General features: G+C 31.1%; 16 protein-coding genes. All 16 read left to right on the top strand.

Annotated features, from left to right (window positions below; genetic code table 11):
- The first annotated feature begins 140 nt into the window (after positions 1–140).
- Positions 141–1,472 (top strand): DEAD/DEAH box helicase, encoded by a 1,332-nt coding sequence (locus KA900_RS06770; protein WP_210139405.1) that lies wholly within the window; start codon positions 141–143, stop codon positions 1,470–1,472.
- A 20-nt stretch (positions 1,473–1,492) separates the two neighbouring features.
- Complete coding sequence (locus tag KA900_RS06765; RefSeq protein ID WP_096809476.1) at positions 1,493–2,383, top strand: deoxyribonuclease IV; 891 nt, start codon at positions 1,493–1,495, stop codon at positions 2,381–2,383.
- Between the two features lie 153 nt (positions 2,384–2,536).
- Positions 2,537–3,310: a metal ABC transporter ATP-binding protein gene (locus tag KA900_RS06760; protein WP_210139404.1), complete on the top strand. Its 774-nt coding sequence runs from the start codon at positions 2,537–2,539 to the stop codon at positions 3,308–3,310.
- Positions 3,307–4,170: a metal ABC transporter permease gene (locus KA900_RS06755; RefSeq protein WP_096809481.1), complete on the top strand. Its 864-nt coding sequence runs from the start codon at positions 3,307–3,309 to the stop codon at positions 4,168–4,170. Before KA900_RS06760 ends, KA900_RS06755 begins: the two co-directional genes overlap by 4 nt.
- On the top strand, positions 4,157–4,573 hold the full coding sequence (locus KA900_RS06750; RefSeq protein WP_096809484.1) for a Fur family transcriptional regulator: 417 nt from the start codon (positions 4,157–4,159) through the stop codon (positions 4,571–4,573). Before KA900_RS06755 ends, KA900_RS06750 begins: the two co-directional genes overlap by 14 nt.
- Before the next feature lie 285 nt (positions 4,574–4,858).
- Positions 4,859–5,458 (top strand): superoxide dismutase, encoded by a 600-nt coding sequence (locus KA900_RS06745; protein WP_103373014.1) that lies wholly within the window; start codon positions 4,859–4,861, stop codon positions 5,456–5,458.
- A 120-nt stretch (positions 5,459–5,578) separates the two neighbouring features.
- Positions 5,579–7,630 (top strand): peptidoglycan D,D-transpeptidase FtsI family protein, encoded by a 2,052-nt coding sequence (locus KA900_RS06740; protein WP_096809489.1) that lies wholly within the window; start codon positions 5,579–5,581, stop codon positions 7,628–7,630.
- Between the two features lie 129 nt (positions 7,631–7,759).
- The gene (rpmG, locus tag KA900_RS06735; RefSeq protein WP_019469354.1) at positions 7,760–7,909 is read left to right on the top strand and encodes a 50S ribosomal protein L33; all 150 of its coding nucleotides are present in this window, start codon (positions 7,760–7,762) and stop codon (positions 7,907–7,909) included.
- 143 nt (positions 7,910–8,052) lie between these two features.
- Positions 8,053–8,595, top strand: coding sequence for a 5-formyltetrahydrofolate cyclo-ligase (locus tag KA900_RS06730; protein WP_119487993.1), 543 nt, complete (start codon positions 8,053–8,055; stop codon positions 8,593–8,595).
- A gap of 11 nt (positions 8,596–8,606) precedes the next feature.
- Positions 8,607–10,055, top strand: coding sequence for a rhomboid family intramembrane serine protease (locus KA900_RS06725; RefSeq protein ID WP_096809494.1), 1,449 nt, complete (start codon positions 8,607–8,609; stop codon positions 10,053–10,055).
- The gene (locus tag KA900_RS06720; RefSeq protein ID WP_103373744.1) at positions 10,042–10,248 is read left to right on the top strand and encodes a YqgQ family protein; all 207 of its coding nucleotides are present in this window, start codon (positions 10,042–10,044) and stop codon (positions 10,246–10,248) included. The genes KA900_RS06725 and KA900_RS06720 overlap by 14 nt, the downstream gene beginning before the upstream one ends.
- Before the next feature lie 299 nt (positions 10,249–10,547).
- Positions 10,548–11,534: a glucokinase gene (locus KA900_RS06715; protein ID WP_096809499.1), complete on the top strand. Its 987-nt coding sequence runs from the start codon at positions 10,548–10,550 to the stop codon at positions 11,532–11,534.
- A complete protein-coding gene (locus KA900_RS06710; RefSeq protein ID WP_096809501.1) occupies positions 11,534–11,860 on the top strand; it encodes an MTH1187 family thiamine-binding protein in 327 nt (108 codons plus the stop codon). Before KA900_RS06715 ends, KA900_RS06710 begins: the two co-directional genes overlap by 1 nt.
- A complete protein-coding gene (locus KA900_RS06705) occupies positions 11,860–12,483 on the top strand; it encodes an MBL fold metallo-hydrolase (RefSeq protein ID WP_096809503.1) in 624 nt (207 codons plus the stop codon). Before KA900_RS06710 ends, KA900_RS06705 begins: the two co-directional genes overlap by 1 nt.
- Before the next feature lie 61 nt (positions 12,484–12,544).
- Positions 12,545–13,519 carry a competence type IV pilus ATPase ComGA gene (gene comGA / locus KA900_RS06700; RefSeq protein ID WP_108909309.1) on the top strand — a complete coding sequence of 325 codons (975 nt, stop codon included), beginning with the start codon at positions 12,545–12,547 and terminating at the stop codon, positions 13,517–13,519.
- The gene (gene comGB / locus KA900_RS06695) at positions 13,491–14,558 is read left to right on the top strand and encodes a competence type IV pilus assembly protein ComGB (RefSeq protein ID WP_232164817.1); all 1,068 of its coding nucleotides are present in this window, start codon (positions 13,491–13,493) and stop codon (positions 14,556–14,558) included. The genes comGA and comGB overlap by 29 nt, the downstream gene beginning before the upstream one ends.
- Positions 14,559–14,576 lie beyond the last annotated feature (18 nt).

The raw sequence follows: 14,576 nt of genomic DNA, 5'->3' as shown, positions 1-14,576 counted from the left end.
GACCGAAACATTATTTATGTTTCGGTCTCTATTAGATTTATTTGTTTTTACTAACGGTTCAGTCTGCTTAAAATATTTAGTTCAAAATTAAGAAAGAATGCTTTATAATAGAAAAGATGAAGATTTAAGGAGGCCAAAACATGGCAAATCACCCATTTGATAAGTTTAATTTAGAACCGACTTTAATAGAGGCGGTACAAAATTTGAACTTTAATCAACCAACAGAAGTTCAAAACCGCGTTATTCCCAAAATATTAAAGCAAGTCAATTTAATCGGACAATCCCAGACAGGCACAGGCAAATCACATGCCTTTTTATTACCATTGGTACACTTGATTAATATAGATATTAAAGAACCTCAGGCTATTATTGTAGCGCCAACTCGAGAATTAGCACAGCAACTCTTTGATGTTGCAAATCATTTAGCAGAATATAAAAAAGGTGTATCAGTTAAACTTTTTATAGGTGGTACTGATATTGAGAAAGATCGTCAACGTGCTAAAAATCAACCACAGCTTGTTATCGGAACACCAACACGGATAAATGATTTAGCCAAACATGGCGATTTGCATGTCCATTTGGCATCTTATTTAGTAGTTGATGAAGCTGACTTAATGATTGATTTAGGATTAATAGACGAAGTAGATCACATTGCTACAAGATTAGATGACGGGTCTCATTTAGCAGTATTTAGTGCTACTATTCCTAAGTCACTGCATCCATTTTTAAATAAATATTTAGAAAACCCTGACTATGTAGAAATTGAAAGCACACAAAAAAATAAAAAGAATATCGAATTCTATTTGATCCCTACGAAAAGTGAAGCAAAAATAGAAAAAACAATTAAATTAATCGATATCTTAAATCCGTATTTATGTATTATATTTTGCAATAGTCGCGATAGCGCTGATGAACTTGCTGATCAATTAAACACTGCTGGACTGAAATTAGGTATGATACATGGTGGCTTAACACCTAGAGAACGTAAACAACAAATGAAACGTATCCGAAACTTAGAATTTCAATATGTGATTGCAAGTGATTTAGCTTCCCGTGGTATAGATATTGAAGGTGTGAGTCATGTCATTAATTTTGATGTACCGAACGACATTGATTTCTTTACACATCGAGTTGGCCGTACAGGTCGTGGCCAATATAAAGGGGTTGCTATTACACTATATAGTCCTGAAGAAGAAGAAAACATAGCATTAATAGAGCAACGTGGTTATCATTTCGAAAACGTTGATATTAAAAATGATGAAATAAAATCGATTAAAGCACACAATACACGCCAATCGCGTAAAAACAAAGATGATCATTTAACTAATGAATTGAAATATAAAGTAAAAAGAAACAAGAAAAAGGTTAAACCTGGTTATAAGAAAAAATTCCAACGTGATTTAGAACATTTAAAACGTCAAGAACGTAAAAAATTTAGCAAAAAGCAAAATCGTCAAGCCAGAAAAAAATAAATAAAGGATTGGTGGTAACTATGTTATTAGGATCTCACGTATCTATGAATGGTAAAAAAATGTTAGCAGGATCAGCAGAAGAGGCACATAAATTTGGTGAATCTACTTTTATGATTTATACGGGTGCACCGCAAAATACAAGACGAAAGCCTATAGAAGAATTGAATATTGAACAAGGTCAAGAATTAATGCAAACATATGGGCTTTCAAACATCGTAGTTCATGCACCTTATATTATTAATATAGCTAACACAGTGAAGCCACATGTATTTAATTTAGGTGTTGAATTTCTTCAAAGTGAAATTGAACGAACACAAGCTATCGGCGCTAAAGATATTGTATTACATCCAGGGTCACATGTAGGAGAAGGCGCTGATGCCGGCATTAAAAAAATAATCGAAGGATTAAACGAAGTGTTAACAAATGATAACAATGTCAGAATTGCACTTGAAACGATGGCTGGTAAAGGTTCTGAAATTGGTAGAAACTTTGAAGAAATTGCTAAAATCATTGATGGTGTGAATCATAATGAACGTTTATCAGTTTGCTTTGACACATGTCATACCCATGATGCTGGTTACAATGTTAAAGAAGATTTTGATGGTGTACTAAATGAATTTGATAAAATTGTCGGTGTCGATAGAATTAAAGTTGTCCATGTAAACGATAGTAAAAATGATATTGGCGCTCACAAAGATAGACATGAAAATATCGGTTTTGGCTATATTGGTTTTGATGCATTAAATTATATTGTTCATCATGACACATTTAAAGATATACCAAAAATACTTGAAACACCGTATGTTGGTGAAGATAAAAAGAATAAAAAACCACCTTATAAATTTGAAATCGAAATGCTTAAACAACAAAAATTCGATGAAAATTTAAAAGATAAAATTTTAACGCAATAATATTTCAACCAATTATTAAATATTATTGCCATTAACAGAGCGAGACGTGAAATCACTTAAAATTAGATTTCTAGTTCGCTCTTTTTTTAATTCGTAAACATTACTATTTACATAATTGTCCACAAGTTGTATAGTATAGAACGAGGTGAAAAGATGACTACTGCAGTATTTGAATTAAAAAATATTGATTATTATTTTGATAACAAGAAAGTTTTGGAAAATATAAACATAAAAATTAATAAAGGTGAATTTTTAGCGATTGTTGGACCGAACGGCGCAGGTAAATCAACCTTATTAAAAATAATTTTAGGTTTATTACCATTGCAAAAAGGTCAAATTTTTGTAGACGGTAAGGTGTATAATGGAAAGCAATCTTTATATAAAATCAGTTATGTTTCTCAAAAAGCACAAGCATTTAAATCAGGGTTTCCTGCGAGCGTTAAAGAAGTCGTCATGAGTGGGCTTACAAAGCGTAAGAAATTATTTCAATGGTTTAACAAAAAGGATGAAAATCAGGTTGAGGCAGTATTAGATCGGTTAAATATTAGCCATTTAATGCATAAAAATATTGCAGAATTATCTGGTGGACAACAACAGCGCGTGTTGATTGCCAGAGCGTTAATTAGCAATCCTTCTGTGCTCATATTAGATGAGCCAACGAATGGTATAGACGCTAAACACGTTAATGAATTTTATGAAACTTTAGAAACATTGAAAAAAGAAGGTGTGACTATTATTTTAGTTACCCACGATATAGGCGTTGTGGCAGATACTGCTACTGAAGTAGCTTGTTTAAACAAACATTTACATTTCCACGGTACGACTGAAGATTTTAAATCATTAGATGAAGTAGAAATTTCAAAAATTTATGGACATCCCATCCAATTCGTAGACCATCAACATAATAGGGAGTGTTGTTCATCATGATTGAGGCGTTATTAAATTTTGATTTTATGCGTTACTCTTTTATTAGTGGTATTTTAATTGGATTTATTGCGCCATTAATCGGAGCTTTTATCGTGGTACGAAGATTATCTTTAATTGCAGACGCATTAAGTCACGTTACACTTGGGGGCATTTCTTTTGGCATGTTCGTTGTTACGATTGCACCAGCATTAGCGTTCATAAATCCAATGTGGTTTGGTATTCTCTTTGCAATCGTAGGTGCGCTGTTAATCGAAAACCTTAGAACTTCGTATAGTAATTATCAAGAAATCGCGATACCAATTATCATGAGTGCAGGTATAGCATTAAGTGCAATATTCATTTCATTAGCTGATGGTTTCAACCAAGAAATTGTAGGTTTATTATTTGGTTCAATAAGCGCCGTAACGGTTAGTGATTTATCAACAATTATTGTGATTGTCGTTATTGTATTAGCTTTCATTCTTTTATTTTATAAAGAATTATTTATTCTTTCTTTTGATGAGGAATATAGTAAAGTTATTGGCATACCAAAATGGATACAATTTTTATTTATTATCATTGTAGCATTAGTCATATCTGCATCTATGAGAGTTGTGGGTATATTATTAGTGAGCGCATTGATTACACTTCCTATAGCTATAGCTATGCGTATGACAAAAGGGTTTAAACAATTAATCACCCTGAGCGTTGTCATTGGTGAATTTTCCGTTATTGCTGGGTTAGTTTTAGCTTTTTATATGAATATTTCTCCTGGCGGTGTGATTGTAGTATTACTTGTACTTTTATTAGCAATCATGATGTTATATCAAAAAATTAAAGTAAGAACTGTGAAAGGGGCTATTAATAATGAAGACAGATGAAGCTATTAATATTCTAAAAACAGAAGGTCATAAATATACGAATAAAAGAAGAGATATGATTAATATTTTTGTAAATGAAGATAAATACATTAACGCAAAGCATATCCAACAAAAATTAGATGAAAGTTATCCGGGTATCTCATTTGATACTATATACCGTAACTTACACCTGTTTAAAGATTTAGGTATTGTAGAAGGAACTGAGCTTGATGGGGAAATGAAATTTAGAATCGCGTGTACGGACCACCATCATCATCATTTTATTTGTGAATCATGCGGTGACACAAAAGTAATTGATTTTTGCCCTATTGAACAAATTAAATCTTTTTTACCAAAAGTTGATATTCACAGACATAAATTAGAAGTTTATGGCATATGTGAAGCTTGCCAACGCGTGCAATAATTGTAAACAAAGTTGTAATGATTTGCTTGTAAAATAGCACAATATGTCGCTTATTACTAAAAACCTTCCTTCTAAGCATAGGTCATTAGTATGAATTACTTAGAATTTTTAAAATACTTAGCCAAAGATGTTTAAATTGCAGTGATTTGAGATATACTAATAAAGTAACTAAAGATAACAAATATTATTTTATGACTTTTGAATTAATATATAAGCATATTAATTGTTGTCATCATTTTTAGTTGTTATGCTTTATTTAAAGATTAATTAGGAGGATGATTATTTATGGCTTTTGAATTACCAAATTTACCTTATGGTTCTGATGCTTTAGAACCACATATTGATCAACAAACAATGGAAATTCACCATGACAAGCACCACAACACTTACGTAACTAAATTAAATGCAGCAATTGAAGGAACTGATTTAGAATCTAAATCAATCGAAGAAATTATTGCTAATTTAGATAGTGTACCAGAAGACATTCAAACAGCTGTTAGAAATAATGGTGGCGGACATTTAAACCATTCATTATTCTGGGAATTGTTAACTCCAAATTCTGAAGAAAAAGGAACTGTAGTTGATAAAATTAAAGAACAATGGGGTTCTTTAGATGCGTTTAAAGAAGAATTTGCTGATAAAGCTGCAGCTCGCTTTGGTTCAGGTTGGGCTTGGCTAGTTGTTAATAACGGTGACTTAGAAATCGTTACAACACCAAACCAAGATAATCCATTAACTGAAGGCAAAACGCCAATCCTAGGCTTAGACGTTTGGGAACATGCTTACTATCTTAAATACCAAAACAAACGCCCAGAATATATTAGTGCTTTCTGGAATGTTGTAAATTGGGAAAAAGTAGACGAATTATATAACGCTGCTAAATAATTAAGCTTCAATTTTTGACGGCCTTTTAAAGGCCGTCATTTTTTTAATTAAAATAATAGAAATCTCCGCCAATTTCATATATCATTTAAAGTGATCACTTTTGAATAGAGGTATGTTGTTTTGCTAAAAAGATTAAAAGAAAAATCAAATGATGAAAAAATAAGAAATACCATGAACAAAAGAATAAGTTTTGTATTTGGCGTCATTGTATTTATTTTTGCAATAATTGTATTACGTTTAGGTTACTTGCAAATAGCACAGGGCTCTCATTACAAGCAATTAATTAAAAACAGTGAAAACTTAACCGTCAATGAAGCGGTCCCACGCGGAAGAATTTTGGATAGAAATGGTAAAGTACTCGTAGATAACGCATCTAAAAAAGCAATTACATATTCCCGCGGACGGAAGACTTCTCAATCTGAAGTGTTAGATATTGCTGAAAAATTATCCAAATTAATCAAGATGGATACTGCTAAAATCACTGAGCGAGATAAACAAGATTTTTGGATTTTAAAACATCCAAATAAAGCGGAACAATTAATGAAAAACGAACAATCACTATTAGATGATGGCAGTATTTCTCAAGATGAGTATGATGATGCATTACATAAAAAAATTGGCGAAAAACAATTTGATTCGTTCTCGGACAAGGATTTACAAGTGTTAGCCATATATCGTGAGATGATGGCTGGTTCAGCATTAGATCCTCAAATGATTAAAAATGAAGATGTTACAGACGAGGAGTATGCAGCAGTATCACAAAAACTTTCTGATTTACCGGGCGTTAATACAACTATGGATTGGGATAGAAAATATCCATACAAAGATACATTAAGAGGTATTTTTGGTGATGTTTCTACTACACAAGAAGGTATTCCTAAAGAACTCACGGAACAGTATTTGTCAAAAGGTTATTCAAGAAATGATCGTGTTGGTAAATCTTATTTAGAGTATCAATATGATGATATCCTTAAAGGGAAAAAGAAAGAAATGAAATATACTACGGATAAATCTGGCGAAGTAATAGATTCACAAGTCATTCATCCAGGTTCACGAGGCGATGACCTCGTATTAAGTATTGATATTGATTTACAAAAGAAAACAGAAGAATATTTAGAAAAACAAATAAGTAAATTACGTAGCGAAGGCGCTAAAAATATGGATAATGCGTTAGTCGTCGTTCAAAATCCAAATAACGGTGATATTTTAGCGATGGCAGGTAAACAAATTGATAAAAATGGTGATCTCACGGATTATGATATTGGTAATTTCACTTCTCAATATGCAGTAGGGTCTTCTGTTAAGGGTGGAACGTTATTAGCGGGTTATCAAAACGACGCAATTAAAGTTGGCGAAGAAATGGTTGATGAACCTTTAACTTTCTCTGGTGGGCTTTCCAAGCGTTCGTACTTTAACCAAGATGGTAAAGTCACAATCGATGATAAAGAAGCATTAATGCATTCATCAAACGTTTATATGATTAAAACGGCATTGAAGATTGCAGGCTCTCCATACACACCTAATATGTCATTGCCAACAGATATTTCTGAAGCTGGCCAAAAATTACGTAAAGGTTTAAACCAAGTTGGATTAGGTGTTAAAACAGGTATCGATTTACCAAATGAAACAAGTGGTCAAATTGAACCATTGACTGATAACCCCGGTAATTTCTTAGACTTATCTATTGGTCAATATGATACTTATACACCACTTCAATTATCTCAATATGTTTCTACAATTGCTAATAACGGCTATAGAATTCAACCGCATATTGGTTTAGAAATCAGGAAAGCAACAAATAAAGATACACTAGGACCTGTTAAAGAAAAAGTTAAAGGCAACGTATTGAATAAAGTTAATAATACTTCTGATCAAATAAAACAAGTTCAAGAAGGCTTTAAAATGGCTTTTAATGAAAAAGAAGGTACGGGTTACCAAAGCTTTAATGATACTACTGTCCCATCTGCTGGTAAAACAGGTACAGCAGAAGTATTCCAAGATGGAGAACCAAGAGTCAATTCAACTTATGTCGGTTACGCTCCAATAGAAAATCCTAAATTAGCGTTTTCTATTGTCTACACAAATCACCCAGTCCCAGAACCTTGGTTGAACGGCGGGGACTTAGGAAGAGATATTATAAACTATTATTTTAAAGAAAAAGATAAAAATTAACAAAATACTTTCATATTTTAATGAAAAATCCTTTTGTTATGGTCTCTATTGAAAATTAATACTTTTCAATTTTATAACTAAATGGTATGATAAATAAGTCGTATTTTGAAAAGGTAAGGAGGAATTAGCATGCGCGTAAACGTAACACTAGCTTGCACAGAATGTGGAGAAAGAAACTACATCACAACAAAAAATAAACGTACTAATCCTGAACGTATTGAAATGAAAAAACACTGTGCTCGTGATAACAAACATACATTGCACCGTGAAACAAAATAATTTATATTTTAAACCAGATTCTAACTATAGAGTCTGGTTATTTTTTCGAAAAATAATAAGAGTGCTTGAAATAGCAGTTTAATGACATTATATTTTTAAAACGTTATAATAAAATGAGTATATCTAACGGGAAGGTGTCAAAATTGGATAAAAAATCATTAAGACAAGAAAAAATAAAATTAATGAAAGCATTTGCTGTAGAAGACCAGAAACCATCTGCCGATCAATACTTAACAGAAGCATTGATGCATACGAGCGAATATGAATCAGCAAAACGTATAGGTATAGTGCTTTCAATGCCCCATGAAGTGGATACATACCCAATTATTTCTAAGATGATTAGTGATAACAAAAAAGTATACGTCCCTGAAACAAACTATAAGGCTAAAGAAATGTCCTTTAAACACGTGGATGATTTATCTAATATTGGATCTGATGATAAAGGAATTAACCACGTCATATCCGATACAGAAATTTCAAATGACTTAGATTTACTCATTGTCCCTGGTTTAGCTTTTAACGATGCAGGTTATAGAATTGGATATGGCGGGGGCTATTTTGATAAATTTTTAACACACCATCAACAGTCAACGATAAGTTTAATTTACGACTTCCAGCTTGATGATTTCGAAATTGAAGCACATGATCAACCAGTACAAGCACTAATTATAGCAACAACAAAATAATGGAGGCTAAAATGATTACAGAAAAACATTATTGGAAGTCAATCTTTACTTGGGTTAAATATTTAAATTATCAAATAGTGCATCGCAATCAAGACGATACAGAAATTTGGTTGGCAAATAAGAAAAAACAATCCGTTGTTATATTTAAATTTGGAGCCAACTCCACACAAGAAGTTAGATTTGATAAAAGTAGAATCCAAGACCATGAAGAAGATATTATAGCATTTTTAGATTTCAAACCTAAAAGTTATAACTTATTTATTTATACTGATAAAACATTTACTGATGAAAATTTAGATGAACTGAAATCAATAAAGTTCAAAGTAAAAATTATCCGTCAAGCTGATCAAATTGAAAAAATAATGCCAAATTTTTTTATAAAAAGTGTTTTCAATCAAAGTTCTAATCAAACGAAATCATATTATAAGCAAAGAGCTTTAAACAATAATCCTATTGAAAAACATATGCTGAAATTTGCACCAATTACATACACATTAATTGCAATTAATATCATTATTTGGCTTTCTATGGTTTTATTTTTAAACCGATTTTCTGATTTGAAACTTTTAGACGTAGGCGGTCTAGTACATTTTAATGTAGTTCATGGTGAGTGGTATAGGGTAATTTCTTCTATATTCTTACACTATAATTTTGAGCATATACTAATGAATATGTTAACTTTATTCATATTTGGAAAAATAGTTGAATCTATAGTAGGACACTGGCGATTCTTAGTCATTTATTTTGTCGCTGGTTTATTTGGTAATTTTGCTTCATTATCTTTTAATACTGATACTGTATCCGTCGGGGCAAGTGGGGCTATTTTTGGCTTAATTGGTGCTATTTTTGCGTTTATGTATATTGGGAAACAATATAATCGAAAATTAATAGGACAATTGTTAATCGTACTTGTCATCTTAATCGGTGTGTCATTGCTTATGCAAAACGTAAATATAGTAGCACATATCGGTGGATTTATTGGTGGATTACTTATCACATTAATAGGCTATTATTTTAAACTAAACCAGAATAAATTTTGGATATTCCTTATTTTGCTTATTGTATTATTCATAGGATTTCAAATACGCATTTTCACCATACAGGAAGATAATATATATAATACAATCATTGAAAAAGAAATGAAAAGCGGTAACTATAAAGATGCTAAAGACATGGTTCAGCATACAATAAATAAAAATTACGCAGACGATGAGACATATTATTTAAAAGGATTTATCAGTGCGACAACTGACTCAAAAGCTGAAGGCATGGCAACATGGGAGCGAGGTTTAAGACATTTCCCTGATTCTGCAATATTAAACTATCAACTAGCTGTTGCAAATAGGTCCATCGATAATAAAGATAAAGCTCAAAAATATATTAAAACTGCATTAAAAAATGATCCAAGTAATAGAGATTATATCAATTTAAATAAAGAATTGAGCGATGATAGTGATTGAGGAAATAAAAACATTTTATGACGTTCAACAACTTTTGAAAAAATTTGGTTTTATTATTTATTTCAAAGATAAAGAAGATGTATATGAAATGATGGAACAAGAAATACATTCGTTGTATGAATATAACTTAATTACACAAGATAGGTATATCAAATGCAAATTAATTATTAATCAAAGAAGAAGTGAACAATAACTATATCATTTAAACTTAAAAGAGCGGGATAATGAAATCTTTAAAGGAAAATAGATTTCTATATCGCGCCTTTGTTCATTATTATTGCAATTGTGAAACGAATAATATTAAAATAGAAGTATATGTTTTTAACAAAGATACTAAATAAAATTTAAGGAAAAGAACAGTTATTTTCAACGTACTAAATGGATTTTAAAGTAGTAATATACACTTATTTTAACTAGAATTTTAATAGTTTGTTGCCATTACTATTATTAGAACTAACGTTTCCTTAAACTCAGAGAAGGATGAATAAATAAATGAAAAAAATTATCTTAGCAGCAGATATTGGTGGAACAACTTGTAAGCTCGGAATATTCGATCAGCAACTTGAACAAATAGAGAAATGGTCTATTGAAACTGATACTTCAGATACTACAGGTTATGCACTGTTAAAAAATGTTTATGATTCTTTCGTTGAACATATCGACAATTCTGAATTTACTTTTTCAGATGTATTGGGAGTTGGTATCGGAGTGCCAGGGCCAGTTAATTTTGAAACCGGTGAAGTTAATGGTGCCGTTAACCTATATTGGAAAGATACGGTAAATGTGAGACATATCTTTAAACAATTTGTAGATTGTCCTGTTTATGTTGATAATGATGCGAATGTTGCAGCATTAGGCGAAAAACATAAAGGTGCAGGCCAAGGTTCGGATGAAGTGGTTGCAATTACATTAGGTACTGGTCTCGGTGGTGGTATTATTTCTAATGGTGAAATTGTCCATGGTCACAACGGTTCAGGTGCTGAGATAGGCCATTTTAGAGTAGACCATGATCAACGCTTTAAATGTAACTGTGGGAAGTCTGGTTGTATCGAAACTGTTGCTTCTGCCACTGGTGTAGTCAATTTAGTTAATTTTTATTATCCAAAATTAACATTCAAATCATCAATATTACAACTCATTAAAGATAATGAAGTTACTGCCAAAGCTGTATTTGATGCAGCTAAAGCAGGAGATCAATTCTGTATTTTTATTACAGAACGTGTTGCAAATTATATTGCTTATTTATGTAGTATCATTAGTGTGACAAGCAACCCTAAATATATTGTTTTAGGTGGTGGTATGTCTACAGCAGGATTGATTTTAATTGAAAATATTAAAACAGAATATCATAATTTAACATTTACGCCAGCACAACAAGGTACAGAAATTGTGCAAGCTAAACTAGGTAATGACGCTGGTATTACAGGTGCTGCTGGTTTAATTTATACTTATATCATCGAAAAGGAAGGTGTTAAATAATGGCTATCGTAGATGTAGTTGTTATACCTGTCGGAACAGAAGGGCCAAGTGTAAGTAAATATATTGCTGAGATACAAACAAAATTAAAAGAATATAAAGCGCAAGGTAAAATTGATTATCAGTTAACTCCTATGAATACTTTGATTGAAGGCGATTTAAAAGATTTATTTGAAGTAGTTCAAGCCATTCATGAATTACCTTTTAATAAAGGTGTCGATAGAGTGTGTACGAATATTAGAATTGACGAGCGAAGAGATAAATCTCGTAAAATGAATGACAAATTGGCATCTGTTGAAAAACATTTGGATAATGGAGGGCAAGAATAGTGCAAATATCGAGTTTAGCATTGGGTCTAGTTAAGACGAATACTTATTTCATTGAGAATGAAAAAAGCGTTATTTTAGTTGACCCTGCAAGTGATTATGATTTGATTAAAAAAAAATTAAATCAAATTAATAAACCGTTAAAAGCAATTTTATTAACACATGCTCATTTTGATCATATTGGCGCTTTAGATGACGTCGTAGCAAAATATCAAGTCCCGGTTTATATGCATCGACTTGAATTTGATTTTTTAACTGACACATATAAAAATGGTTCAGAGAAATTCAAGCAATATGGTCTTGAGCCAATAACTAGCAACGTATCTCCAAACCAACTTGATGAAGGTTCGGTAGAGATAGAAGGTTTCCAATTTAATGTGCTCCATACACCTGGACATTCACCTGGTAGTTTGTCATTTGTCTTTGATGAATTTGCAGTTGTCGGAGATACTTTATTTAAGCAAGGTATAGGTAGAACTGATTTATATAAAGGAGACTATGAAACACTCGTAGCTTCTATACTAGATAAAATATTTGAATTAGATGAAGACTTACCACTATTCCCTGGTCACGGACCATATACAACAATTAAAGACGAACAAGTTAACCCATATTTACATGGCTAATTTTTAATTAACCAAAGTAATTTAAACACCTCTTACGTGTATAAGTGTAGGAGGTGTTTTTTTGAAGTTATTATTTAAAAATATTTTTGACAAGGCAATTCATGAAAATGTTACAGATGTACATTTTATACCAAACCAAAATAAAGTAAAAATTAAATTCAGAAAGAAAGCATTTTTAGTTACAGTAGAAACAATAGAAATCAACACTTATAAGAAATTACTTACCTATATGAAATATCAAGCAGGATTAGATGTTTCTAAACACAATGCTGCCCAAAGTGGTAGATATGCATATAAATTAAAACAACTATATTATTTAAGAATTTCTACTTTGCCATTGTCTTTAGGTTATGAGAGTTGTGTAGTTAGGATTATTCCTCAATATTTTCAAAAAACAGCAAAAATTCAAAGTCTCAATCAATTATTCAAATTAATGAATAAACAACAAGGTTTACTACTATTTAGTGGTCCAACTGGATCAGGAAAAAGCACATTAATGTATCAAATGATTTTACACGCAAAAGAACAATTAAATGTGAATATTATAACAGTTGAAGATCCTGTGGAACGATTAATTGAAGGTATTACACAAGTTTCTATCAATGAAAAGGCAGGTATTAATTATGCTAACTCCTTTAAAGCAATTTTAAGATGTGACCCAGATATTATTCTTATAGGAGAAATTAGAGATGCAACTATCGCTAAACAGGTCATACATGCTAGTTTAAGTGGACATTTAGTGCTTTCAACTATCCACTCTAATAACTGTAAAGGCGCATTATGCAGGTTATTAGAAATGGGTATAAGTGTTCAAGAACTACGTCAAACGATCTTAAGTATTATTAATCAACGACTTATCGTTACATCAAAAGAAGAGCGTTCATTAATATATGAACAACTAACACGAGAAGATATACAATTTTATTTCGAAAACCAGCTTACGCTTCCAAACACATTTCAAAATTTATCTTTTAAATTACACGAAATGGCTAAAGAAGGAGAAATTTGTGAAGAAACACTTAATAGATATATTTAGCATATCTCAATTTATGATTATTAACGAAAAAACGCGAATTGAATTACTCCAAAGGTTACAAAATTTGCTTGAACATGGTTTCACATTATCTGAATCATTTAATTTTTTACTTCAACATATAAGTATTAAATCCCCAAAATTAACCGCACAAATAAAAGCGCAATTAGAACAAGGTGCACAATGTTATCAAATACTTTTATTATTAAACTATCCTAAAATTATCATCATGATTATCTATTTTGCAGAAATGTTTAGCGAACTTACTTCAACATTGCCACATGCTCAAGATTATTTACTTAGAAATTATAAAGCTAAACAACAACTTCTTAAAACGCTCCAATATCCACTTTTACTTATGGCTATTTTTATCATTATGTTAATTGTTTTAAACCACACAATCATACCAGAATTCCAATTACTATATAAAAATTTTGATGTAGAACTCTCTACAATACAATTTATTTTATCTTCGATATTAACTCACTTACCTAAGACACTTCTCGTTACTTTATTAATGATATTACTTTGCATATTACTATTTTATAAATATATTAAAAAATTACCAATTAAAGCGAAATATAAAATCATCTTACGCATACCCGTTGTACGTAAATTTTTCAAATTTTATAAAACTTATAGATTATCTACAGAATTTGCATTGTTCTATAAAAACGGCGTGAACTTGTATTCTATTGTCGATATTTATTCAAAGCAAAAAAAGGACCCATATCTAGTTTATCTTGCATCAGAATTATCAAGTGGAACGCAACAAGGTTATAAACTAAGCGAAATATTAAATAATATTTCTTGGTTTGAAAAAGGACTCATTACTTTTATAGCAGAGGGCGAAAAGAAAGGTAAATTAGAGATTGAATTAAAATTATATAGCGATATTATTTTTACAAAAATTGAACAATATACGCAAATTTTAATAAAATTTATACAACCAATCTTATTTACAGTATTAGGTTTATTCATCATTGCCTTATATTTAGTCATTATGTTACCTATGTTTGACTTAATGCAAACGATTAAATAACTACACTAGGAGCGCATT

This window comes from Staphylococcus sp. GDY8P120P (assembly GCF_017892065.1).
Taxonomy (GTDB): domain Bacteria; phylum Bacillota; class Bacilli; order Staphylococcales; family Staphylococcaceae; genus Staphylococcus; species Staphylococcus nepalensis.
Note: the sequence above shows the minus strand (reverse complement) of the source record. Positions and strands in the feature narration are given on the sequence as shown.

Excerpts from the sequence above, each read along its gene's own strand:
- KA900_RS06770 (WP_210139405.1), top strand. The coding sequence starts at position 141 with ATGGCAAATCACCCATTTGATAAGTTTAATTTAGAACCGACTTTAATA.
- KA900_RS06765 (WP_096809476.1), top strand. The coding sequence starts at position 1,493 with ATGTTATTAGGATCTCACGTATCTATGAATGGTAAAAAAATGTTAGCA.
- KA900_RS06760 (WP_210139404.1), top strand. The coding sequence starts at position 2,537 with ATGACTACTGCAGTATTTGAATTAAAAAATATTGATTATTATTTTGAT.
- KA900_RS06755 (WP_096809481.1), top strand. The coding sequence starts at position 3,307 with ATGATTGAGGCGTTATTAAATTTTGATTTTATGCGTTACTCTTTTATT.
- KA900_RS06750 (WP_096809484.1), top strand. The coding sequence starts at position 4,157 with ATGAAGACAGATGAAGCTATTAATATTCTAAAAACAGAAGGTCATAAA.
- KA900_RS06745 (WP_103373014.1), top strand. The coding sequence starts at position 4,859 with ATGGCTTTTGAATTACCAAATTTACCTTATGGTTCTGATGCTTTAGAA.
- rpmG (WP_019469354.1), top strand. The coding sequence starts at position 7,760 with ATGCGCGTAAACGTAACACTAGCTTGCACAGAATGTGGAGAAAGAAAC.
- KA900_RS06725 (WP_096809494.1), top strand. The coding sequence starts at position 8,607 with ATGATTACAGAAAAACATTATTGGAAGTCAATCTTTACTTGGGTTAAA.
- KA900_RS06720 (WP_103373744.1), top strand. The coding sequence starts at position 10,042 with ATGATAGTGATTGAGGAAATAAAAACATTTTATGACGTTCAACAACTT.
- KA900_RS06715 (WP_096809499.1), top strand. The coding sequence starts at position 10,548 with ATGAAAAAAATTATCTTAGCAGCAGATATTGGTGGAACAACTTGTAAG.
- KA900_RS06710 (WP_096809501.1), top strand. The coding sequence starts at position 11,534 with ATGGCTATCGTAGATGTAGTTGTTATACCTGTCGGAACAGAAGGGCCA.